This is a genomic window from Exiguobacterium abrahamii (assembly GCF_015645365.1).
Taxonomy (GTDB): domain Bacteria; phylum Bacillota; class Bacilli; order Exiguobacteriales; family Exiguobacteriaceae; genus Exiguobacterium_A; species Exiguobacterium_A abrahamii.
Genome location: NZ_JADOYC010000001.1, coordinates 811297 through 834124, shown reverse-complemented (window position 1 = coordinate 834124; position 22828 = coordinate 811297). Strand labels below are relative to the sequence as shown.

Genomic DNA, 22828 nt, shown 5'->3' with positions numbered 1-22828 from the left:
AAAGAGGACGAATGCAAAAGTCAACGAATGACTCCTGTTCGTCCTCGTCTTCCTGTAGAAATCAGGAAACTTGCTCTACCGTTACTCTTTAGGTTCAGCTAGTTCGACCGTCAACTTTCCATTTTCCTTCACTAGTGTACCAGTTCGAGCCGATTGTTTGGTTACAAAACCTTTACCGATGACGTCGAGCTTCAAATCATATAAGCTGACAAGCTTTTTGACGTCTCGTTGCGACCAACCGGTCAAATCCGGCATCTTAAACGTATTTGATGTTTTCAGCAAGACACGTTCTCCGCTGACGAATTCCTGTCCACGGGATGGAATCTGCGAAACGACTTCAGCACCATCGCCTAGGATGATCGCAACTGCCTCTTGTTCTTTTGCTAGGTCAGTCGCTTGTCGAGCACTCTTCTTGATATAACTTGGCGTGATCTTCGCTTTGACATCCACTGAATCCTTTTGCGTTTCCGGTTGGATGCTACGATACTGTAGTGCCGTATTCATGACACTTTTGAACACAGGACTCATGATGAGCGGACCAGAGACGGATGATTCGTTTTTCGATGGACGATCGACCGCGATGTACATGATCAATTCCGGATCATCTTTTGGGGCCATACCGATGAACGAGTGAATGAATTGTCCTTGAATATACTTTCCATTCTCAGAAATCTGAGCCGTACCGGTCTTTCCGATGACTCGGTAATCCTTCAACTTATACATTTGACCTGTACCAAGCTTACTATTGACGACACCGTCGAGTGCTTCGCGTGTTGCTTTTGCTGCTTCAGCAGAAATCGGTTTACCGACGACTTCTGTTTTCGCTCGGTATGGTGCCTTATCCGTATGATCCGCTTTTTGGATGATATGCGGTTTGACCATCTCGCCGTCTCCAGCGATTGCTGTCGCTCCTTGAAGCAATTGCATCGGCGTGACCGCAGTCGATTGCCCCCATGAGGTGATGAGCGCATTCAACGGTTTAGACAAGTCGGATTGACTATTTACTTCTCCCGAGATGTCTATACCCGTTCGTTGGTCAAAATGAAACTTCTTAAAGTAATCTTTATACCGCTCGATCCCAAGTTTTTCTGCTGTCAACTTCGAGAACATGACGTTTGAGGAGTGATAGACCCCTTCAATCATCGGGATGGTTCCCCAACCGACATCGTTATAATCCTTGATGACCGTTCCTTTGTAGTTATAACTACCCGATTTATACATCTCATTCGGACGGAACACTCCCGCATCAATCGCTGCTGCGAGCGTAAAGATTTTCATCGTCGAACCTGGCTCGAATCGTGACGAGACGGCAAAATTCGTGAAATCTTTCATATCACGCAAATTCGGGTTGAACGATGGGCGATCCGCCATGGCGAGGATTTCACCAGTCTTCGCATCCATGACGATACCTGTCGCATTTTTCGGTTTGTACGTGTTGTACATTTTTTGCATCTCTTTTTCAAGCGACTGTTGGATTCGATGATCGATCGTCAAATAGAGATTCGATCCATCCTTCGGTTCGTTCGAGACACGTGACGCACCTTGAATCAACGGATTACCGCTACGATCCTTTTCAAAGACACGGGCTCCGTAAGATTCACTTAAAGCATTATCATACTGCTTCTCGATTCCCATCTGACCTTGTAAAGCGACCCGACCATTTTCCTCGGTGATCTTTTGAACGAACCCTAGTGTATCAGACAAGAAGATGCCGTTCGGATAGTATCGTTTCGGCTCTTCAATCATCCGGATTCCAGGAAGCTTCAGATTGTCGATTTTCTCCTTTTGATCAAGCGTCAAATCATTTCCTTTTTTTCCGAACTCAATTTGAGAACGGTCTTTGTTCTCAATCAGATAGGTCTCCAGTTCCTTCGTCGTCATCCCAAGAATCGGCGCAAGACCCTCAGCCGTCTTTTTAAAATCGACGATCGTCTCATCTGGATCTTTGACACCACCCAGTCGATAAACGCCGATCAGATGATAGGATGGAACGTTGATCGCAATCGGGGAACCGAGACGGTCGAAAATCTCGCCACGTTCTGCTCCAAGCGTTTCTTGAGACTCCCATCGTTTCTTTTCCGCGTATGCAATCATATCTTCACCGTGGAACTGTTTTGTCGTTGCTAAATACAAAAATCGGCCAATGAACACAAAAAAGAGAGTAGCAAATATCACCATGATAAAGGCTACTCTCCAACGGGATTTTTTCAGTGGATTCATTTAGGAATCACCTTGATGTTCCCTTTACGCATATCAAGACCCTGTTCTTTTGCAATCTTATAAATCCGTTCCGGAGAGCTTAAGTTCGTGACCTCTAGTTGTAAACGTTCGTTTTCTTTTTTGAGTGATTGTGTGACTTGGTTCTCTTTCGCTAAATCACGGCTCACATTATACGCTTCGTTATGCGTACTGATCGTCAAACTCCCAAATAACACAAGACCACCAATCATCGCGCTGTATAAGAATTTTTCAAAGGGATACAAGCGATACTTCGGACGGACAGCGACGCGACGCGCGATATCTTCCGTCTTTCGTGGTTCCTGAACAGGTTGTTGACGAACGGGTTGAACCGTTTGGACCGATTTACGAAGTGGTTCTGCCATTGGAATGCTCCTCTCAAGTTTCTTTCATTTTTTCAGCAACTCGTAATTTTGCCGATCGGGCGCGACGGTTATCATCGAGCTCTTCAACACCAGCCGTAATCGGCTTGCGTGTGACGAGTCGGAGTTCCGGCTCCATTTCGACGGGAATCATCGGTAACCCCGGTGGCAACTCGGGCAGTGATGATTTTTCTTTAATTGCTTGTTTACACATGCGATCTTCAAGTGAATGGAACGTAATGACACATAGACGTCCACCGACCCGTAATAAATCAATGGCTTGGTGTACCGCACGGTCAAAGACGTTCAGTTCATCATTGACAGCGATCCGGATTGCTTGGAAAGTCCGTTTCGCAGGGTGACCACCTTTACGTCGTGCTGGTGCTGGAATCGCATCCTTGATTAATTCGACGAGTTCGAACGTCGTCTCAATCGGTCGCTCTTCCCGCGCTTTTTCGATTTTGCGCGCAATCTGTTTCGAGAATTTCTCTTCCCCGTATGTAAAGAAGATACGTACGAGATCATTGTACGACCACTCATTGACGACTTCGTAAGCAGAAAGTGGAGAAGATTGATCCATGCGCATGTCGAGACGTGCGTCGTGATTGTAACTAAATCCCCGTTCCCCTTCGTCTAATTGTGGTGAAGAGACACCGAGATCAAATAAGATGCCGTCCACTTTCTCGACGCCATGTGCTGCTAATTGCTCTTTCAGATAAGCAAAATTACTCTTTATTAAAGTAAAGCGACCTTCATACGCCGCGAGACGTTCTGCTGCATGAGCGAGGGCGACATCATCTTGATCAAATGCGTATAGATGACCTGTCGTCAGTTGCTTGACGATCTCTTCGCTGTGTCCTGCTCCACCTAATGTACAATCGACGTAAATACCGTCGGGTTTAATCGCGAGTCCCTCGATCGACTCCCATTTCAATACTGTTTCATGCTCAAACATGTCCTGCCTCACCTTTCACTGTCCTTGAAGGACGTTACTCTTTTTCAATGTATCACATTCTCTCGTGAAAACGTTACGAAAATGAGACAGTTTCCTTGATTTATTTAACTTTTGTGTAATTTTCGCTAAAAAAACGAAAAAACCTGCTAGTTTCAGCAGGTTTAGAGGAAAATCTTCAGTTGATCACTCGTATTCGCTTCATAGGCTGTTCTTAAGTCCCGCACAAAATCAAGACCATGGTGATTTAACCACGGGAGGACAGAATGAATCCGCTCTTGTGGCGCTCCATCAGGAAGGAGATGGTAAGCCATCTCTTTATATTGCCGTGTTTGTCGATCGAACTGACGTCGATCTTCTGCCAGTAGACTAACAACTGCTTGATCAAGCTGTTTCTTGACCTTCTCACTCTTACTCGATGTCCGCAGTAGATCCTGTTCGAGCGAGAGGAATTCAGAGACGAAACTGTCTTTTAACATTGCTGCCGTCTGCATACGTCCTGTCATCTTCTCTTCTGAATAGAGCGGAATCGGAACGCCTGACCGGACGATTTCTTCGAGCGACACCTCGAGTTTAGCAAGACGTTTTTCATCCCTACGACGCACGAGTAACCCACCCATGCGGGGAATCAATAACGGCATCGTCCAATTCAGATGATGAAAGAGCGGTCGTAAGCGCGTCCAGTATGCTAACTCCCCCGGACCCCCGATATAGGCAAGCGTCGGGAACAGGTAATCCTGCATCAATGGACGGGTGACGACACTGTTGGAGAAACGTTCCGGACTGGCGTACAGCAACGCGATCAGTTCAAGCTCCGTATATCGCTTTCCTTGTTTCGTCTCGAACCCGTCTGCTGTCGGATACAGCAACTGACGACCGTGATCATCGACGAAAAGATGCGCCGCTTCCTCGTTCAAGAATGTATCCGGTAACTCTTGCGTCTGTGAAATACCATCCGTCAATGCTCGTCTAAATTCCGCATTGTCTTGAATCAACCGTTCAAAGAACGGAATCTCGAGTTCACGGACAGAATGTGTATCCGCATCAAAGAAGACGACATCAAAATCGATCAATTCACCGATCAATTCTGAGAAAAACATCCCATACGATGTACACGCTTCAACGAGTTGCTTCAGGCGCGCAACTAATTGTTTCGTATGCACCGTTTCTGGCATTGCTCGGAATGCCTCTTCGATGATTTCAAGAAGTGCTGCTTGATCAAAAGAGAGCCGACTGACCGAGCGGGCAATCGATTCTGAAGGTGTGACAGCGACTTTACGCGTTTGATAATCCGCTGTCGGAACGTAAACATGGTTAATCTCATCAAAATCGTGATCTTCGGTCGCGAGCCAAAAAATCGGAACGACAGGTCGCCCAAGTGTCGTCTCCGCCTGCTGCGCGACCTTCAGACAGGTCAACAATTTATAGATGGCATATAATGGTCCGCCAAAGATACCCGTTTGTTGTCCTGTAATGACAACTTGAGCTTCACCCGTACGAAGCTTCGCGACACGCTCACGCAAACGCTCCGTCATGTTCGGATTTTGACGTTCGAGTTCGTCAGTCAGTGCCGCAAGATGCGGATAGTGACGTTCTTCAAGCAAACGGCTCCTCGACGCTAAACCACTCTCTCCAAGGTGGTCGACATATGTTAAGAATTCTTCTCGTGAAGCACGATGCATCAACGAGTTTTCATCGTATAAGGCTTCAAATGGTTGTACCTTCAAACAAAATCCCTTCTTTCTTACCTAACTGGTCAGCTGATGAACAGTTGACGAATACCGAGTACGAACAGTATGAAATGGACGGGTAATGCCAGCAAGATGATGATCCGCCAACTGTGGCGAATCATTTGTCTCAAATCAACATCAAGTTGACGAATTCGTTGCCAGAGCGCATTCAACGCAAACACCAACAACACGACGATGACGATCCACCCTAAGTAATTTGTTCCGGTCAAGGCAATCAATGCAACATGAATCGCATACAGCACGATGAATGTTCCAAAGTCGAGTGCAAATCGAACGGCCTTCCCATGTTTCCGAAATAGAAGTAGAAAGACGAGATACAACGCAATCAGGCTGAATAAAGGAAAAATGATGAAGACTGTCACTGCGGACCCTCCCTCTGTTTGATCTGTTCATAATAAAAAGATAAACGTGGCGTCGCAGTCGTCGCCTGACGTAATGCGTATCCAAGTATCGGCTCTACTTCCGTTCGTCGGCCGTACTCAAAATCTCGTAACATGGAAGAACGATTTTTGCTCGTATTCTTCATGATCCGCTCGATCTCGGAATAAGTAATGTCATGGTGCGGGAAGATCGTCCGCATTTCGTCAAATAATTGACGGGCTTCTTCTCGATAAGGCATCTCTAATAAGGATCCATTCTCAACACCGTAATAAGCCGTCACTGGATTGATGACGACGTTGATGAACAACTTCGTCAATAAGACAGCTTCCATATCTGACTCGAATTCAAAACACAGCTGCTTTGACGACAAGTTCGCTACCTCTTGATTCCCGTAGCGGATACGTCCTTTTCCAGTATGCTGGACTTCAAACGGTGCAGTACGCATGGCACCATGTTCGACGACACCAAATAAGACATGCGGCAATTGCTCTTTCCATTTCAAATGATCCATTCCATTTTGCAGGAACATGACGGGACACGTCAGCCGTTTAAGGAATGGAATCACACTTTTTATATCATACGACTTTGTCGCGACAAACACCAAGTCTTCTGACTCGAGCCGATCAATCTTCCGGATCCGTACGAGACGACTCGCTTGTCCATCGCGAATGATTGGTCGTTCCTCTTCTTGTTCTTGTCGCACATAAAGCGTGACTGCATGCTCTTCCGATAAATAAGAGGCAAGCAACAACCCGATGGCACCCGCGCCAATGATTCCAACATTCATCTATTCCTATCCCCTTTCATGAAAAAAGCGACCTTAAAACCGATTTCTCGATTCGAAGGTCGCTTTTATACCGATCAATCAGCTTATTTGCTGACGATTTCTTTACCTTTGTACGAGCCACATGCTTTACAAACGCGGTGTGAAAGTTTCATTTCACCACAGTTTGGGCACTCGACCATACCTGGTACACGGAGTTTGAAATGAGTACGGCGAAGACGTTTGCGTGTTTTCGACGTTCTGCGGAATGGTACTGCCATCGTTGTCCACCTCCTTGAAAAAATACACTCGCCTTTACTTCAGAAATCAGGAATCCTGATCTTTTTTAAAGAACTGAGCGAGACCCGCGAGTCGCGGATCGATTTTTGGTTCGGTTTCCTCTGGATCTTCTTCAGAAAGAATCGTCCAGCCTTCCCCCTCAACCAACTGATTCTCTTCATCATCCCCATGCACTTGCACTGGCACATGAAGTAAAATCAATTCTTGCACGAGCGGTCGAAGATCGACCGTATTCCCGATCGGCACGTTGATGTCATCTGCTTCGTTCGAAACAGCATCGACCTCGAGCAGGAATGGCTCGATGGATTCAATCTCGAATGGATAAGCGACGTCATTTAGCGTCCGGGCATCCGGAAGCGTCATTTCGCCGGTAATCCGAAGATTGAATATTAATTGATTCGATGTAAACGATGCATTTGCACGAACGTGCACAGGTTGCACCGCCCGGATATCCGGATGGAGGGCGACTAGCTCATTGAGCTCGATCGTCTCGTTAACCTGAAGTTGACCCAGATTGCGCAATTTATTCAATTGCATCAGGGACCATTTCATCCGAATCACCTCAATTGCAACAATATGAATTATAGAGAGGACATCTTGTTTTGTCAATGTTTTTTCTTTACACTGAAATCGCTAGAGAACGAACACTTTTGGACGTCTTTATCCATATTACCGCACTTAATTCGGTTTGCAAAGGAGAAAGTTTTCATGAGGATGACAGCTATCATTTCAGAGTACAATCCGTTTCATAACGGACACTATTATCAAGCGACGACAGCACGACGGGAAACGGATGCCGACGTCATCGTCGCCATCATGAGCGGGACGTTCATGCAGCGTGGTGAGCCCGCCTTTACGGATAAATGGACACGTGCTCAGGCAGCCGTCGCGAGCGGTGCCGTCGATCTCGTTCTTGAACTGCCCTTCTATTTTGCTGTCCAGCGTGCTGATCGCTTTGCACTCGGTGGTGTGACGATTGCCGAGACAATCGGCTGTCAGTCACTTTCGTTTGGAAGCGAGTGCGGAGATATCGAACCTTTTCTCCATGCGGCAGCGGAGCAGATCGAAGAGACACCTGCATACAAGCAAGCGTTACACGATGGATTATCAGTGGGCCTCTCTTCTGCTCACGCCGCCAGTCAAGCATTCAGGAGCGTCTCACAGACGCTTGATTTGACACAACCGAACAATACGCTTGGCTATTATTACGCTCGCGCTGCAAATACCCTATCGCTTCACACGACGAAACGGATTGGAAGTGGCTATCACGACTTATCCACCGGGGACATCATGAGCGCCACTGCGATACGCGCCCATCATCAGACGCACGGTCAACTGCTCGCACTTCCCGAACAGACGGAAGACGTCTTAGCAAGTGCCTCTTTTGCCAGCTTCTCGCATTATTATCCGTGGATTCGACAACGTCTACTAACGACTCCAGTAGCCGAGTTGATGCGAATCGCTGGGATCGACGCTTCGTTAGCACCACGACTCATCGAAGGGGCGAAACAAGCAAAGACATTCGAGACCTTTCTGAATCACGTCAAAACACGCCGTTATACGCGGACGAGCCTGCAACGTGCCCTAATCTATCTCTTGACCTCAACGACAGCAGAGGAGGTCGCACGGATTGATTACGACCATATTGATTTCGTTCGTCCCCTCGCCTTTTCAGAACGAGGACGACAGGCACTCAAAACCATCAAAACGCGGACAACCGTCTTCAGTACCTTTACGAGTCATCCTTGGCTAACGAAAGAAAGCCAAGTGACAGCTGCATACGCACTGCCCTTGGCTCGCTACGACGCGTTGCTCGAACACCGTCGTTTTCCTTATTTCGCTGGAAGTTCTTCTAAATAATCAATCGCATCTTCGACTGTCTTGATCGGAACGAGCTTCATGTTCGTTCCGAGTTTTTTGATGGATGGTTTTGCTTCTTTGTAGTTCTCTCCTGCTGGCACGAACATGATTTCTGCTCCTGCCTCGTCAGCAGCGACGACCTTTTGCCACGCTCCACCAATCGGTCCCACCTTGCCGCCTTCTTCAATCGTTCCTGTTCCAGCGATTTTATGCCCTTTCGCCAAATCCCCCGGCGTCAATTGATCATAAATTTCAAGGGTGAACATCATTCCAGCAGATGGTCCACCGACACCTTCGACCTGAAACGCAATATCAGGATCCGTCGTCACGTTTGAGATCGGAAGCGGTTCGTAAATACCTAGTCCGACTCGCTTGACCTCTTTAGATAACTGATCCACTCGAATCGTCGTCTTCTTGTCTTCCGATTTACGCGTGAACTGAATCGGAACAGCTGTTTTGGCTTTTTTCGCTTGAATCGTCTTCATGAAACCTTCAAATGACGTAATCGGTTTTCCGTCAACACTTGTAATCCGATCCCCTGCCTTCAGTTTCCCCTCGGCTGGACCACCGGGAATGACGCCGGAGACGTAGACCCCTTCGAAATCGACATCGACCTTTTGATCCGCCAATTCATACGCTTCGATCGTTGCGTTATGTTGCGCTTCTTCCATATACAGCTTCTGACGTGTTTCATACTGCGCGTCCGACTCGCCGTCGTACAGATAATCACTTACACTCGATGTTTCGGAGAACGGTAGAAATAAGCTTTCAATGAGAAAGTAAGGCGTGGCCCGGCGTTGTGCGATCGTCAGCATCATCAAATCTCCCGGTTCCTTGTCGCCTCCAGATACTTCGATCAAATCTTCCGTCGACGTCGCATCACCCGGATAGGAGATGAAATAGGGAAGCGGTACGAAAAATACGATCAAGGCAGCGATGATCGCTGCTAAGGCAGGTTTCCAAGCTTTCATCACAGTTCTCCTTTCGTATATTTCTGACGTAGCGCCTCTTCGACGGAAGGCGGTACGAGATCGGCAACGGAAGCACCATATTTGGCAGCTTCCTTGACGATCGAAGAACTCAAGAAGGAATACTGATTATTCGTCATCATGAACAATGTCTCGATTTGATCGTTCATCTTCTTGTTGATGGAAGCGACTTGCATTTCGTATTCGAAATCTGAAACTGCTCGCAGACCGCGGACGATCGCGGTTGCTCCGACTTCCGCCGCATAATCGACGAGCAATCCGTTAAAGGAATCCACCTTGATTTGAGGTAGGTGCGACGTCACATCGGCAATTAACTCCATCCGTTCCTGGACAGAAAAGAGTGGTTGCTTCGAAGAATTATTCAGTACGGCAACGATGATCTCATCAAAAATCGGAACAGCTCGCTCGATGATGTCTAAATGTCCGTTCGTGATTGGATCAAAGCTACCTGGGCATATGGCGATTCGTTTCATTCGTGGTCTTCCTCCGCTTCCATGAATTCGTACAATGTAATCGAGATGACAGCGGAATAACGAAGTCGACGCACGACTTCCAGTCGTCCGATCTGGTCCGGCAATTCAACCGCTGAGTCATGTTCACAGACGATGACACCGTTGTCTGTCAGCATATCGTGTTGCTCTATGTACGTGACATGTTCCGTCAATCGCTCTTTGGCATAGGGAGGGTCTAGATAAATCAACTTAAACGGCTCTTCAGATGCGAGTTCCGTTAAAGCGATCGCTACATCTTTTTTCAAAACACGTGCTTGGTCCGTATAGCGCGTCGTTCGTAAATTATCTTGGATCGTTTGGATCGCTTTATGGTGTTGGTCGACGAACACTGCCTCATCACATCCTCTTGAAAGAGATTCAATCCCAAGACCACCGCTCCCCGCAAACAGATCCAGCGCTCGTCCTCCGTTGAAATAAGGACCGATGACGTTGAATAAGGATTCTTTTACCTTATCCGTCGTCGGTCGTGTTTGATCCCCTGGCACTGCTTTTAATCGTGTACCTTTCCGTTCCCCTGAAATGACTCGCATTTCCTTCATTCCTTTCAACAAAGAAGCGACGAGGATGTCCTCATCGCTCCATGGATTATGCTTCTTCTGGCATTTTACCTTTTTTGTTCGCGAACGTCTCCGTGATGAACGGTCGTTCTGAACGTTTGATCGATTCGACGAACGGGAGAGTCGAAATGACTTCCATCACCTGTTCATGCTGATCTAAATCGACATACAGATGAACGTATCGTTCACGTTTAGACGTAAAGTAGACGTTCCCGTAACGGCGTAATTGACGGGATGCTTTCATCGCATTGACATAGACGATGAGTCCCACTCGTTCTTTGATCACGCCAGCCTACCCCCTTCACCTTCGTTATCCGCTACAGCTACAGCTGCCACCGGTCGAACAACCTCCGGCGCATCCTTGATCGAAGAAAGGATTTCCCGTCGGTACTTTAATTTGCGGTGATACTTCCCCAGCGAGCTTCAGACTGATTTGTCCGAGTAACGTCTCGAGTTGTTTTTCCGCCTTTTTAAACTGCGCGACTTCCTCTTGTAAATCAAGTCGCCGTTTGACTTCATGGACCTTTTTCGTGATCGTCTGATAGTCAGGATGATACCGTCCGAATCGCTGTACGAGTTCGTAGTCCTCCTTGACTTGATGAAAATCGCGAATGACAGCCTGTGCCTCTGCTGACTCTTGCTGTGCTTGTTTCGCACATCTATATGCTTGCCCCGTTTCACTTTGAGCGAGAGATCGAATGAGGTCTTCCGCTGCGTTGATGAGGTCAATCGTCTTATCGGTATATATCACAACGAATCTCCTCCTTAACTTTACCATCTTATCATAACATTTCTCTCCCTCCTAGCCCGTTGAATTGTGTATAATTTGTTCAGAAGGAAGGAATGAACTTTATGCAACTGCTCTCTTTTAATATGTTCCGGACGATTGGAATCAAGACGGAACATGCCAAGTCAGATTATCACTTTGATTCCTTGAAAAAAATCGAACAGGCGGATGTCGTCCTGTTTCCGGAATACTGGCAAATCCACTCCATCATCTACGGGATGAAAAAACCGATTTTCCCGTCGGCTGCTACGTTCCACTTAGGTCATGACAAGATCGAAATGACGCGGATTTTTCAAACCGTCATTCCGGATAACATCCCTCGGACCGGCATCTATGGAAAAAATGAATTCACCGTCGAACGTGTCTTACGTGAATTTTCGTTTCCGTTCGTCGCGAAGACAGTCCGTAGTTCCATGGGACAAGGTGTCCATCTCATCAAAAATGAAACAGACTGGAAGAAATACACGGATACACACGAGACGTTCTACATTCAGGAGTACATTCCGAATGAGAAGGACTTACGTGTCGTCGTCGTCGGTGATCAAGTCCTTGCTGCGTACTGGCGCGTCGGTGGTGCTCAGTTCTTAAATAACGTCGCTCAAGGTGGTGTCCTTGATTTTGATGATGTGCCACAAGAAGCAATCGACTTCGTGCTCGCTCTTGCGAAACAGCTCGATATCGATCACGCCGGTTTTGATCTCATCATCCGTGACGGACAGTGGTACGTTCTTGAGTTCAACGTCTTCTTCGGTGGGGAAGGACTCAATCATCTTGGTATCCACGCACCGGATACGATTCTTGAATATGTCGAACGAAAATATGGAAGTTCATGAATTCTTCAAAATGACTTCACATCTTTTACGTCATCGTTTCATTCATTATGGTATGATAGTTTGGAAAGACTAGTATCTACTAGCAAACTGGGGTATAGGGGGATTCAAACATGAAGTTTGAACAATATGGTATCGAAGGCAAGGAACTGAAGTTCGGTCTTCTCGAAACAATCATGGAACATCACCGCTTCGTTCGTGAAGGACAATGGGATTACGAACGCGCGATGTACGACATGAAGTATGAAAAACAATCAACAGGTGAAGTATTCTACCTGCGTGTTCCTGTCTATGCGATCCAAGGTGAGATTGAAGACCGCCATGCTGTCGTTCGTATGATGACACCACTTCTCGGTAAACACTACTATCCACACGGTGTCGAGTATGATGAGACGTTCCCTCCGGAAATCGTCAAAGACTGCGAACGTCGTTTAGCAGCATTGCTCGAAACACTCGAAAAATAAGATCCATACGTAGAGGTTCCAATTAAGGAGCCTCTATTTTTTTTCTTCCTTCCAAACAAAAAAGCTAACGACCTCGCATCATCCACGAAATCATTAGCTGTTCTGTCTACCTGATTGTTATTCTTTAATACACGCGAAATCGCTTTTAACGCGCGACGAATTGTACATAAGATACGACGTCGTCTCCGAGCTGAATCCCAAGTTGCTCGCGTACATGAAGATAAAGTGCGTGAAGTGACGTTGTCGGTGCATTGACCTTTACGCTAAATGCAATCTCTTCCCGATCCATCCGTTTGATCCGGGAGTGATGGATTCCATAATCCTCAATCGCACAAGCAAGTAATTCCTCGATGGCTTGAATAGAGACGGTAACATCTCCTTGCATGTACTCTTCATAAGTCATCTACCTTCACTCCTTTGCTAATTGTTTGACCGAAGACATGATTTCCTCTAAATCAACCGGCTCATCCGGCGTCTTCGCCATGGAAGAAATCGCCCGTACTTTATTGTCACGGTCCAAAATGAACATTTGTGTTCCGTGTGTCACTAAGCCGCTCTCAGCCTTCGAGTAATAGAAATTCAACTGACGTGTCAAACGATCGATGACGACTGGATCTCCCGTCAATACTCTCCATCCTTTGGCATCTGCTTCAAAGTTCGAAGCATACTTTTTCAAGACTTTCGGTGTATCCACTTTTGGATCAACCGTCACTGCGACGAGTTCGACGTCACTTCCGTACAATTCTTCGCTCCGAAGCTTTTTCTCAAGCTTACGGTAATCATTTAACGTCAACGGACAAATATCAGGACAGTTCGAGTAGAAGAACGTCAACACTTTGACTTTACCGTCTTCCGAATTGAATGATTTTCCGTCTACGGCATTCGTTAATTCAAATGGTGTCGGTTCAGCGATGACAGGTAACTTTTCTTTCATGAAGAAATAATAATATCCCCCGGCTGCCGCAACTAAGATAAGGACGACGGCAGCGACCGTCAAGTAACTATTCTTTTTCAAGTTGGCTCCCCCTTAATGACTCCAGATCGCCCGGAATACGTTCGTCGTCTCACCCGGATCGTAGACGACATATAGTAAGCAATACACGATCACACCGGTAATGGCTGTCAAAAACCAAACGATTGAGGCAACCGGTCCGATTTTACGGTGACGTGCAAAGTTCTTCTTATACGCGTGATAGAGTGCCATCAAACCGAGCACCCCACCAGATGTCGCAAGAAGGATGTGGAAGATCAAGAATCCTGTGTAGTAGGCTTTGACGGACTCTGGACCGCCAAAGGCTGTGTTACCGAGCAGAATCGTCCGCAAGGCATACATGATGAAGAATAATAAAGCGAGTGCAGCTGCAATCGTCATCACGGTTTGGTGAGCTTTCATGTTACGACGCGTTTGGGCGATCAAAAACCAGCCAATCGCTACGAAAATCGCACTGATGACAATCAGCGACACACAAATCAACGGCAAATAACTCATGTTCCAACTTCCTCCAATTTAATCCGCTTTTGGTGTGAAGGACATGCCTTCATCCACGGCAGTACTTTTTGAACGGCGCACCCATGTAAAGAAGGTCAGTCCGAAGAATAGACCATACACGAGTTCTTGACCGAGCTTCATGAGGACACCACCAAAGCGTTGGTCCTCTAATAAGTCATCTGTCGTTCCGAGCAATCGTTCCAGGTTCAATCCGCTTAAATCATTGTTCGGCATACAGTAAGCGAGTACTTTCGCGAATGTCGCCGGATCCTGATACGCTTGATACTGAAAACTTTGACTGAAGATCATGAAGGCACAGGCTGGTGTCAACAACACACCATTCGCTACGATGTAGACCATCTTCTTCAGGTCAGAAAGGCTGTCCGCCTCATTGACCGGTGCAATGATCGGATACCACATCGTCATACTCAAGAAAATCAATGTTCCGTGGAACAGACGGTGAACGGTATAGTTCGTCAAGACATAATCAAAAATAAATGGCATGTGATAGAACGTAAACAAGGCATTAAAGACGACAAGTGCGATCAGCGGCTTGATGAAGAAACGAAGAATCCTCCCAAGATACGGTGTATCGAACAAGCGCTTATAAAGCCACTCTGGTATCGCAATCAACAAGAGCGGCGGTGCGACCATATAGACGAATACCATCTGCAGCATGTGTGCTGAGAACGTGATATGTGCTAGCAGGTCTAATGGACTTCCAAAACCGATGTAAAAAACGATCAATGCCGCGAGCATCGAGAACTTTTGCCCAAGCGTTGTTTCCGGCTCATCCGGACGACGCAACTTTTCTGTCACGACAGCATATAGGATATACAATCCAACGAGTATCAACGCATAATACGGACTCCATAAGACAGTCCATTCGAATTGCGAAAGTGCTCCCCTTAAATTGCCTAACATATTTTTTCACCCCGTTCCTTTCTCTTACAAACTAAGATTACCGTTCCCCTATTTCATTGTAAAGGTTTCTCATAAAACGATTCCAAAATAAAAGACCATCCTGCTAAACGTTAGCAGAATGGTCACATTTCTTACCAGATCAATAGACGAAGCGTCGCAACAATCGTCAAGGCGACGAATACACCGAGACCCATCATGACTTTGATCCATGTGTTGCCTTTATTGTTCATGTGCATGAACATATAAAGTTGAAGATAAACTTGAACGATGGCCATGATGATCAAGAAACCACCAGCTGCCCAGTGCGGCATGAGCTCAGCCATGACAGCACCGAACGCGATGAGTGTCAAGACGATCATGAGCGCGAAACTGATGAGTTGCAGTTGTGTCTCGCGACTACGTTCCGCTTTCATCTCGAGTTCGATTTGATTACGCGTAAGTTGTGGTTCGTGTTTTTCCATCTTATTTCACCATCCCCATGAGGTAGACGACTGAGAAGATAAAGACCCAGACGACGTCAATGAAGTGCCAGTAAAGACTTGAAACATAGTACTTCGGCGCGTTCACGACCGTGATGCCACGGTTCCAGTTCCGGATGAGAAGCGTCGAGATCCAGAGAAGACCGAACAAGACGTGCGCACCGTGGAATCCGACGAGTGTATAGAAGGCAGAACCAAATGCACTCGATGTGAACGTGTGACCAATGTGGTAGTAGTGATTGAACTCATAAATCTCACCACTTAAGAATCCAAGACCGAGAAGTAATGTGATGATGAGCCAAAGTTTCATCTTTTTCACATCATTACGTTTCATTGCCATCATGGCAAGAACGCTTGTTAATGAACTCGTCAAGAGAAGCATCGTCATGATGAAGACGAGACCCATTTCGAAGATGTCATAACTGCGTAGACCTTCTTTTGCACCGGAGTTATGAAGTCCGATGTATGTTCCGAAGAGAGAGGCGAACAAAGTCGTCTCTCCTCCAAGGAAGAACCAGAAGGCTACATATTTATTCTTACCCTCAAGTGTTGCTTTTTCAACATGATCCGGAATACCCGTGATCGGGTTATTCGGTACTGAATGATGACCCATCTTACTTCGCCTCCTTTTCTGCTTCAAGGCGTAGATCTTCTTCGACGACTGATTTCGGGATGTAGTATCCTTCATCATCGATCCAAGAACGGAAGAACATCGCGATCAATGTCATCGCAAGACCAATCAAGGCAACGACAAGACCAACAGTTCCATAGTCTAGGCGAAGAATGAATCCGAGACCTGCGAGGAATAGACCGACTGACATGACGAATGGCAAGATCGTGTTGTTCGGCATGTGGATATCGCCGACTTCTTCCGATACAGAAACTGTTTTGTTTCCTGCCATTTTTTCAAGCCAATACGTATCCAAACCTTTGACGAGTGGGATTTGAGCGAAGTTATACTCTGGAGTTGGAACTGGAAGTGTCCACTCAAGCGTACGTCCATCTCCCCAGACGTCGCGTTTTACATATTCTTTTGACATCAATGCTGCTGCAATCGAAATGACGAGAACGATCGTCGACACACCCATGAAGGCTGCACCGATTGATGAAAGTAAGTTCATTGTTTCCCAGCCTTGGTTTGGCAAGTATGTGAAGACACGACGTGGCATACCTGTAAGACCAAGAATATGTTGCGGGAAGAACGTCAAGTGGAAGCCGATGAAGAACAACCAGAATTGAATTTTTCCCCAGAATTCGTTGAGCTGTTTCCCGAACATGAGTGGGAACCAGTAGTAAAGACCTGCGAAGAGACCGAAGACAACCCCACCAACGATAACGTAGTGGAAGTGAGCTACTACGAAGTAACTGTCATGGTACTGGTAATCGGCAGGTGCAACAGAAAGCATGACCCCTGTCATACCACCAACAAGGAATGATGGAATGAACGCGACCGAGTAAAGCATTGCGACTGGGAACGTCAACTTACCGCCCCATAGCGTAAAGAGCCAGTTGAAGATCTTGACCCCTGTCGGTACAGCAATTGCCATCGTTGCTACGGCGAAGATCGCGTTTGCGACCGGACCGAGACCAACTGTGAACATGTGGTGGACCCATACCATGAATCCGAGGAAACCGATCAACATCGTCGCAAAGACCATCGTCGTGTAACCGAAGAGACGCTTACGAGCAAATGTAGGAATGATTTCAGAGAAAATACCGAATGCCGGTAAGATCAAGATATAAACTTCCGGGTGACCGAAGATCCAGAAGAGGTGTTCCCAGATGACGATGTTCCCGCCCGCTGCCGGGTCGAAGAAATGCGCTCCGAAGAGTCGCTCGAACGTCAAGAGGAACAATCCAACCGTAAGTGGTGGGAATGCGAAAACGATCAAGGCAGAAGCAACGAATGCTGTCCATGTGAAGAGCGGCATCCGCATCAGTTTCATACCTGGTGCACGCATGTTCAAAATCGTAACGAGGAAGTTAATCCCCCCCATAAGTGTACCGAAACCAGAAATCTGAAGACCCAACGCGTAGAAGTCTACACCGAGAGACTCCGGTACTGTCGAGAGTGGTGCGTATGCAGTCCACCCTGCGTTCGGTGCAGCGCCGAAGAACCAAGAAAGGTTCAACAAGACTCCACCGAAGAAGAACAACCAGAAACCAAGTGCATTCAAGAATGGGAACGCAACGTCACGTGCCCCGATTTGAAGCGGTACTGCTGCGTTCATGTATCCAATCAACATCGGCATCGCTGCCAAGAAGATCATTGTCGTACCGTGCATCGTGATCAATTGGTTAAAGAGTTCACCGCTGACGAAATCGTTCATCGGTTTAATCAATTGAAAACGAATCATTAGGGCTTCTACGCCACCGACTAGAAGGAAGAACAATCCAGACATGATGTAGAGAATCCCGATTTTCTTATGGTCGACTGTCGTTAGCCAGTCCATGATGCCGCTTTTTTTCTGCGGCATACCCATAGTATGTGTCCCCACTATGATTCCCCCTTAAAAAATTATTGGAGCTTTTTGTCCAATAGATAATCTGCCAATTCGCTCAATTCTTCATCGCTGATCTGATCTTCAGAGAATCCAGGCATTTTCGTACCTTGTTTCTCTTTTTGAGGATCGCGAATCCATTTTTCGAGGTTTTCTTTATCATGGTCGAGGTAACCCGCGATACGTTGACGATCACCGAAGTTCGTCAAGCTAGGTGCGACTTTTCCGCCACCGTGACAGCTGAGACAGTTCTGGGCATAGACTTTCTCGCCAGTCGTCCAGTTCTTTTCATTCTTTTTATCAAGCTGCTTCGTCTCTGCTTCTTTCGCAGCTTTCATATCTTTTAACCAATTGTCGTAGTCGTCTTGTTCAAGTGCAACGACTTTGAAGTCCATCAATGCGTGAGAAGGACCACACAACTCGGCACATTTACCGTAGTAAGTGCCTGCTTCTTTTGCTTGTAACCACATTTCGTTCTCAAGACCTGGGTTCGTATCTGTTTTACCAGAAAGAGCTGGTACCCAGAATGAGTGAATGACGTCTTTAGACGTCAAGTTAACAGCAACACGTTTACCGACTGGAATGACAAGTTCTTGTCCTGTCGAAACACCTTTGTCTGGGTATTCGAACTCCCACCAGTAGAGGTTTGCTGTAACGTTGATTTGTTCGTTTTTCTTCGCTTCTTTTGCATCTGCGAGTTCAACCGTTGTTTTGATCGTCGGAATTGCAAGAACGATCAAAAGAAGAATCGGAATGACTGTCCAGATGATTTCAAGCGTATGGTTCCCTTCGACTTGCTTCGGAACCGTGTTATCACCTGATTTACGACGGAATTTCATAAGTACGTAAATATAAATGACGGCTACGATCGCAAGGACGAACAACATGACCCACAAGCTAAGCTTGATGATCTCAAGTTGCATCTCAGCGCCTTCTCCGCGAGGCTGTAGCGCAGACAATTCCGGAATTCCACAACCTGATAACATGAGTGCCATCAAGCCGATTGGAAGAAGCCGGAAGAGCATTTTTACTGATTTTTTCACAACCATCCCCACTTTCTTTGTCCCCAATTTTGTCTTTCGTAATGGTGTACGTGAATTATGTCAAATCGTTTTAGAGAGAAACGAGTACGACCGTCACGATCCAAGCCGTGAAATAAAACAGTGAGAAGAAGAACATCTTCGACGCCCATTTGATTTCGGCTTGTTCATCTTGGATCTTCAGACCTTTCAGTCCCATATAGAGCCAATATCCACCGAGCAATGCCATGACGATCATGTAGATGATGCCATAGTGTGCTAAGAGGAGTGATGATGGAATGAGTACTGCAATCCACCATACAATTTGTCGTTTCGTGATCGCGAATCCGTTTACGACAGGTAACATCGGGATACCTGCTGCCCGATACTCCTCTGTCCGTCGCATCGCGAGTGCAAGGAAATGTGGTGGTTGCCACACGAACATGATGAGGAATAAAATCCACGCATCAATGTGAAGCGTCGGAGTGACTGCCGCAAATCCAATGATTGGTGGCACAGCTCCTGATATACCACCTACGACTGTATTGATCGTGTGCGTCCGTTTTAACCACATCGTATAAATCACGACGTAAACGAATGATCCGATCAATCCGAACACTGCCGCCACATGGTTGACGATCAACAACAATACCGTACCGGTCGCAAGAATACCGAGTCCTAGTGCGAGTATCCGCTGTCCATCCATCTTCCCAGTAACGCTTGGTCTTCCCATCGTCCGTTCCATCTTATAATCGATGTCCCGGTCAATGTAGTTATTGAGGTAGCAACTTCCGGCAATGACCAATCCACTCCCGAGAAGCGTCCACAGTAACATCCACTTGGTTTGCCACAGATACAACAGGACATCATCCGTTATGTATGATGCTGCTACGACATACCCCGCGAAGACCGTAATCAGATTGGCACGGACAATCCCCATTTTTGCTAGGGTAATATAGTCCTTGAATGTCGGCTGATCCGCTTGCTCGATCGCCATATCCAGTGCCTCTCCAGTAACTTTCGCCATGCTGTTCCCTCCTTTTCACCGTCTGCTTCCGTTTAGCACCTAGGCTTCACGTAATTTCTTCACAGAAATAACACAGACATGCCACGAAACGTCCTTTTCTCTATAAAAGATACCACATATCGAGGACCGTGACGTATGAAAATACTTTCGACATAATGAACAAAATGTGAAATCTATGTGATTTTCATCACAGTTCACCATATTTACCTAATACTAGAATAGCGTTGTTCTAAAAGATTGCAACCCTTTCAGGACTTTTTATGCGATACTAGTCCTATGGAAATCCATGTATTTCGTATTTTTTTAGAAAGGTGGTGTCCAAATCTTGAATCGAAAACTTTCGATGTTTTCAGCCTTCGTCACGTTTACGATGATGATCGTCTTACTGATGGGTGGGACAGTCACAAAAACGGATTCGGGAGATGGTTGCGGAACGGATTGGCCACTCTGTCACGGGGAACTCATTCCGACGAACCCAAGTGTTGAAACGATGATTGAATATAGTCACCGTGCTGTGACTGGAGTCGTTGGACTCTTAATCATTGCCTTATGTCTCTGGACGCTCGTTGCCTTCAAGGATCGATTAGATACGAAGATCTTTGCGTTTCTTGCTTTCATCTTCATGTTGATTCAATCGATCGTTGGTGCTGGAGCAGTCGTTTGGCAACAATCAGACCTCGTCATGGCGTTACATTTCGGAATCTCTTTGATTTCCTTTGCTTCGCTATTGATTTTGACATTGTTGATCATGGAGCGTCCGGGTCAGGAATTCAGGGAATCTGTCCCAGCATTCTTACGGAAGCTCTTGTACGGTCTACTCATCTATACGCTGATCGTCGTTTATACGGGTGCTTATGTACGCCACGTCGGGGCTACATATGCTTGCGTCGGTTGGCCTGTCTGTTCTCAACCTTCCATGACGTTCGAAGCGTGGGTGCAGATGATTCACCGAATCATGGCAGGATTACTATTCCTGTTCACCTTATTCGTCCATGTCGTTGCGATTCGTTTAAAACACCGGACGACAACGATTGGTATGGCGTTCGCGACGTTCTTCATCTCGTGCCAAGTCGCCACTGGGGCTTGGATCGTTCTTGGTGGACATGCAACGTATGTGCCGTTACTCCACGCCTTCTTGATCACATGTTACTTCGGGGTCTTATCTTACTTGACGTACCATGCATTCCGAACGCGGAAGGCAAATAGTCGTCTTCAATAAGGTCGTAAAAAAGGATGTTCCTCACTTGAGGGACATCCTTTTTTCATTATTTGAATCGAGCAATCGCACGCTTTCGCGCTTCATCATGTGCGACGATTGGTTCTGGATAGCCATAATCCTTGCGTTGCTCAGTAGTCGGTTCATGAATATACTGCTTTGATAGATCCTTGATTTCCGTGACGTACTTTCGGATGAACGCTCCATCCTTATCGAACTTCTTCGATTGAGTCGTCGGATTGAAGACGCGGAAGTACGGAACGGCATCCGTTCCGACTGATGCTGCCCATTGCCAACCCCCGATGTTTGATGCCGCTTCATAATCAACGAGTTTCTGCTGGAAATATTGTTCGCCTTTCTGCCAATCGACCAACAAGTCTTTTGTCAGGAAAGAAGCGACGATCATCCGTAGACGATTATGCATCCACCCTGTTTGATTCAATTGCCGCATCGCTGCATCAACGATCGGATAGCCCGTCTTGCCTTCACACCACGCCTTGAAGCCCTCTTCATCGTTCTCCCATTCGATTTCCCGATATTGCGTATTGACGGCTTGTCGTTTTGATTCCGGAAAATGCATTAAAATCATGTAATAGAATTCACGCCAGATGAGTTCGGTGATGAAGGTCTGTTTCCCTTTTGATTCTTTTGCCTCTTGAACAGCCGCATAGACGGTCCGAATGCCGATTTCTCCAGTCCGTAAATAGCGAGAAAGTAAACTCGTACCGTCGACAGCAGGAAGATCACGGTTCTCTTCATAATCTTCAAGCGATTGTTCGATGAATTTCTTCAAGCGTTGTTTCGCCTGCTTTTCACCAGGATGGAAGACGGCTTCCGACTCTGCCTTTTTAAAATAAGCGTTGATGAAACTATTATCGTGCTGACGCTTTTGATAATGATCCCGCAGCGTTTGCCACTTGACTTCATATGGTGAAGGAATGTCTTTTTTCATGAATGCATTCTTATATGGCGTGAATACTTTATAGAACTTTCCATCTTGCTTTTTAATGTCATGTGGGTGAAGAAGATGCCGGTCTTGTAGTCGCTCCGTCTGACGATCTTTACGCTTTTTCATGATTTTTTCATCTCGCGTCTTGAATGGTTCGACATATTCCGCATTAAATAACAAAACGTCCGCATCAACAGTTGCGTCTAAGAAAGCCTGTTCATCGCCTTCGATGAAACGGATTGGCATCTCTTTCTCTTTGCAGGCATCAGAAAACATCTCGAGCGCTTGGAAGAAATATTGTTGCCGTGCTTCATATTCACCGATGTAATCCGGATTGAGCCAAAAGACGAACTCGACCGTCGCCTTCGGATTTTCATTTAGTAATTCAACAGCACGTGCCAACATGTGGTTATCTTGTAATCGAAAATCACTTCGTACCCAACAAATAATGTTCAATCGTATCCTCTCCCACTACGTA

At 46.5% G+C, this 22828-nt stretch carries 27 protein-coding genes; 4 read left to right on the top strand and 23 right to left on the bottom strand.

Annotated elements, in window-relative coordinates; all coding sequences use genetic code 11:
* Positions 1–81: 81 nt before the first annotated feature.
* The 8 genes from ITJ88_RS04110 to ITJ88_RS04075 all read right to left on the bottom strand — a co-directional run bounded on the left by ITJ88_RS04110 (position 82) and on the right by ITJ88_RS04075 (position 7284).
* Complete coding sequence (locus ITJ88_RS04110; RefSeq protein ID WP_262415741.1) at positions 82–2151, bottom strand: penicillin-binding protein; 2070 nt, start codon at positions 2149–2151, stop codon at positions 82–84.
* Positions 2152–2216: 65 nt separating this feature from the next.
* A complete protein-coding gene (ftsL, locus tag ITJ88_RS04105; protein ID WP_023468808.1) occupies positions 2217–2603 on the bottom strand; it encodes a cell division protein FtsL in 387 nt (128 codons plus the stop codon).
* 13 nt (positions 2604–2616) lie between these two features.
* Entirely contained in the window at positions 2617–3555 is a 939-nt protein-coding gene (gene rsmH, locus ITJ88_RS04100) for a 16S rRNA (cytosine(1402)-N(4))-methyltransferase RsmH (protein WP_035396712.1), read from the bottom strand.
* 161 nt (positions 3556–3716) lie between these two features.
* A complete protein-coding gene (gene bshC / locus ITJ88_RS04095) occupies positions 3717–5279 on the bottom strand; it encodes a bacillithiol biosynthesis cysteine-adding enzyme BshC (protein ID WP_195864729.1) in 1563 nt (520 codons plus the stop codon).
* 29 nt (positions 5280–5308) lie between these two features.
* The gene (locus ITJ88_RS04090; protein WP_023468811.1) at positions 5309–5665 is read right to left on the bottom strand and encodes a DUF3397 domain-containing protein; all 357 of its coding nucleotides are present in this window, start codon (positions 5663–5665) and stop codon (positions 5309–5311) included.
* Positions 5662–6471: a ketopantoate reductase family protein gene (locus ITJ88_RS04085; RefSeq protein ID WP_195864728.1), complete on the bottom strand. Its 810-nt coding sequence runs from the start codon at positions 6469–6471 to the stop codon at positions 5662–5664. Before ITJ88_RS04085 ends, ITJ88_RS04090 begins: the two co-directional genes overlap by 4 nt.
* An 83-nt stretch (positions 6472–6554) precedes the next feature.
* Complete coding sequence (gene rpmF, locus ITJ88_RS04080) at positions 6555–6728, bottom strand: 50S ribosomal protein L32 (protein ID WP_012370841.1); 174 nt, start codon at positions 6726–6728, stop codon at positions 6555–6557.
* A 46-nt stretch (positions 6729–6774) separates the two neighbouring features.
* A complete protein-coding gene (locus ITJ88_RS04075; RefSeq protein ID WP_230088521.1) occupies positions 6775–7284 on the bottom strand; it encodes a YceD family protein in 510 nt (169 codons plus the stop codon).
* Between the two features lie 171 nt (positions 7285–7455).
* Between ITJ88_RS04075 and ITJ88_RS04070 the strand changes: the two genes are divergently transcribed.
* Positions 7456–8607: a tRNA(Met) cytidine acetate ligase gene (locus ITJ88_RS04070; protein ID WP_195864727.1), complete on the top strand. Its 1152-nt coding sequence runs from the start codon at positions 7456–7458 to the stop codon at positions 8605–8607.
* Here the strand turns inward: ITJ88_RS04070 and ITJ88_RS04065 are convergent.
* Genes ITJ88_RS04065 through ITJ88_RS04045 form a run of 5 tightly spaced genes read right to left on the bottom strand, consistent with a single transcriptional unit; the run spans position 8580 to position 11416 of the window.
* The gene (locus ITJ88_RS04065; RefSeq protein WP_195864726.1) at positions 8580–9578 is read right to left on the bottom strand and encodes a SepM family pheromone-processing serine protease; all 999 of its coding nucleotides are present in this window, start codon (positions 9576–9578) and stop codon (positions 8580–8582) included. The two genes, ITJ88_RS04070 and ITJ88_RS04065, sit on opposite strands and share 28 nt — an antisense overlap.
* Entirely contained in the window at positions 9578–10069 is a 492-nt protein-coding gene (coaD, locus tag ITJ88_RS04060; RefSeq protein ID WP_029342153.1) for a pantetheine-phosphate adenylyltransferase, read from the bottom strand. Before coaD ends, ITJ88_RS04065 begins: the two co-directional genes overlap by 1 nt.
* Positions 10066–10647, bottom strand: coding sequence for a 16S rRNA (guanine(966)-N(2))-methyltransferase RsmD (gene rsmD / locus ITJ88_RS04055; protein ID WP_149427632.1), 582 nt, complete (start codon positions 10645–10647; stop codon positions 10066–10068). The genes coaD and rsmD overlap by 4 nt, the downstream gene beginning before the upstream one ends.
* A 46-nt stretch (positions 10648–10693) precedes the next feature.
* On the bottom strand, positions 10694–10951 hold the full coding sequence (locus ITJ88_RS04050; RefSeq protein ID WP_023468818.1) for a YlbG family protein: 258 nt from the start codon (positions 10949–10951) through the stop codon (positions 10694–10696).
* Between the two features lie 24 nt (positions 10952–10975).
* Positions 10976–11416 (bottom strand): YlbF/YmcA family competence regulator, encoded by a 441-nt coding sequence (locus ITJ88_RS04045; protein ID WP_195864725.1) that lies wholly within the window; start codon positions 11414–11416, stop codon positions 10976–10978.
* 122 nt (positions 11417–11538) lie between these two features.
* On the opposite strand from ITJ88_RS04045, the gene ITJ88_RS04040 reads away from it, so the two are divergent.
* Both ITJ88_RS04040 and ITJ88_RS04035 read left to right on the top strand, forming a co-directional pair.
* A complete protein-coding gene (locus ITJ88_RS04040) occupies positions 11539–12285 on the top strand; it encodes an ATP-grasp domain-containing protein (RefSeq protein ID WP_230088518.1) in 747 nt (248 codons plus the stop codon).
* Between the two features lie 110 nt (positions 12286–12395).
* A complete protein-coding gene (locus ITJ88_RS04035; protein ID WP_023468821.1) occupies positions 12396–12746 on the top strand; it encodes a YugN family protein in 351 nt (116 codons plus the stop codon).
* Between the two features lie 145 nt (positions 12747–12891).
* Here ITJ88_RS04035 and ITJ88_RS04030 read toward each other — a convergent pair whose 3' ends face one another.
* The 9 genes from ITJ88_RS04030 to cyoE all read right to left on the bottom strand — a co-directional run bounded on the left by ITJ88_RS04030 (position 12892) and on the right by cyoE (position 20185).
* The gene (locus tag ITJ88_RS04030) at positions 12892–13149 is read right to left on the bottom strand and encodes a hypothetical protein (protein ID WP_195864723.1); all 258 of its coding nucleotides are present in this window, start codon (positions 13147–13149) and stop codon (positions 12892–12894) included.
* Positions 13150–13155: 6 nt separating this feature from the next.
* Positions 13156–13761: an SCO family protein gene (locus ITJ88_RS04025; RefSeq protein ID WP_195864722.1), complete on the bottom strand. Its 606-nt coding sequence runs from the start codon at positions 13759–13761 to the stop codon at positions 13156–13158.
* A gap of 12 nt (positions 13762–13773) precedes the next feature.
* Positions 13774–14235, bottom strand: a complete 462-nt coding sequence (locus ITJ88_RS04020) for a DUF420 domain-containing protein (protein WP_023468824.1) — start codon at positions 14233–14235, stop codon at positions 13774–13776.
* An 18-nt stretch (positions 14236–14253) separates the two neighbouring features.
* Complete coding sequence (gene ctaG / locus ITJ88_RS04015; protein ID WP_023468825.1) at positions 14254–15159, bottom strand: cytochrome c oxidase assembly factor CtaG; 906 nt, start codon at positions 15157–15159, stop codon at positions 14254–14256.
* A 131-nt stretch (positions 15160–15290) separates the two neighbouring features.
* The gene (locus tag ITJ88_RS04010) at positions 15291–15620 is read right to left on the bottom strand and encodes a cytochrome C oxidase subunit IV family protein (protein ID WP_064299605.1); all 330 of its coding nucleotides are present in this window, start codon (positions 15618–15620) and stop codon (positions 15291–15293) included.
* Position 15621: 1 nt separating this feature from the next.
* Positions 15622–16251 carry a cytochrome c oxidase subunit 3 gene (locus ITJ88_RS04005; protein ID WP_023468827.1) on the bottom strand — a complete coding sequence of 210 codons (630 nt, stop codon included), beginning with the start codon at positions 16249–16251 and terminating at the stop codon, positions 15622–15624.
* Position 16252: 1 nt separating this feature from the next.
* A complete protein-coding gene (ctaD, locus tag ITJ88_RS04000) occupies positions 16253–18121 on the bottom strand; it encodes a cytochrome c oxidase subunit I (protein ID WP_029342162.1) in 1869 nt (622 codons plus the stop codon).
* A 35-nt stretch (positions 18122–18156) separates the two neighbouring features.
* Positions 18157–19188: a cytochrome c oxidase subunit II gene (gene coxB, locus ITJ88_RS03995; RefSeq protein ID WP_081637364.1), complete on the bottom strand. Its 1032-nt coding sequence runs from the start codon at positions 19186–19188 to the stop codon at positions 18157–18159.
* A gap of 64 nt (positions 19189–19252) precedes the next feature.
* Positions 19253–20185, bottom strand: a complete 933-nt coding sequence (cyoE, locus tag ITJ88_RS03990; protein WP_023468830.1) for a heme o synthase — start codon at positions 20183–20185, stop codon at positions 19253–19255.
* A gap of 325 nt (positions 20186–20510) precedes the next feature.
* Here cyoE and ITJ88_RS03985 point away from each other — a divergent pair, with 325 nt between their 5' ends.
* Positions 20511–21404: a COX15/CtaA family protein gene (locus ITJ88_RS03985; RefSeq protein WP_023468831.1), complete on the top strand. Its 894-nt coding sequence runs from the start codon at positions 20511–20513 to the stop codon at positions 21402–21404.
* Positions 21405–21450: 46 nt separating this feature from the next.
* Here ITJ88_RS03985 and ITJ88_RS03980 read toward each other — a convergent pair whose 3' ends face one another.
* Positions 21451–22806: a cryptochrome/photolyase family protein gene (locus ITJ88_RS03980; protein ID WP_195864721.1), complete on the bottom strand. Its 1356-nt coding sequence runs from the start codon at positions 22804–22806 to the stop codon at positions 21451–21453.
* Positions 22807–22828: the final 22 nt, after the last annotated feature.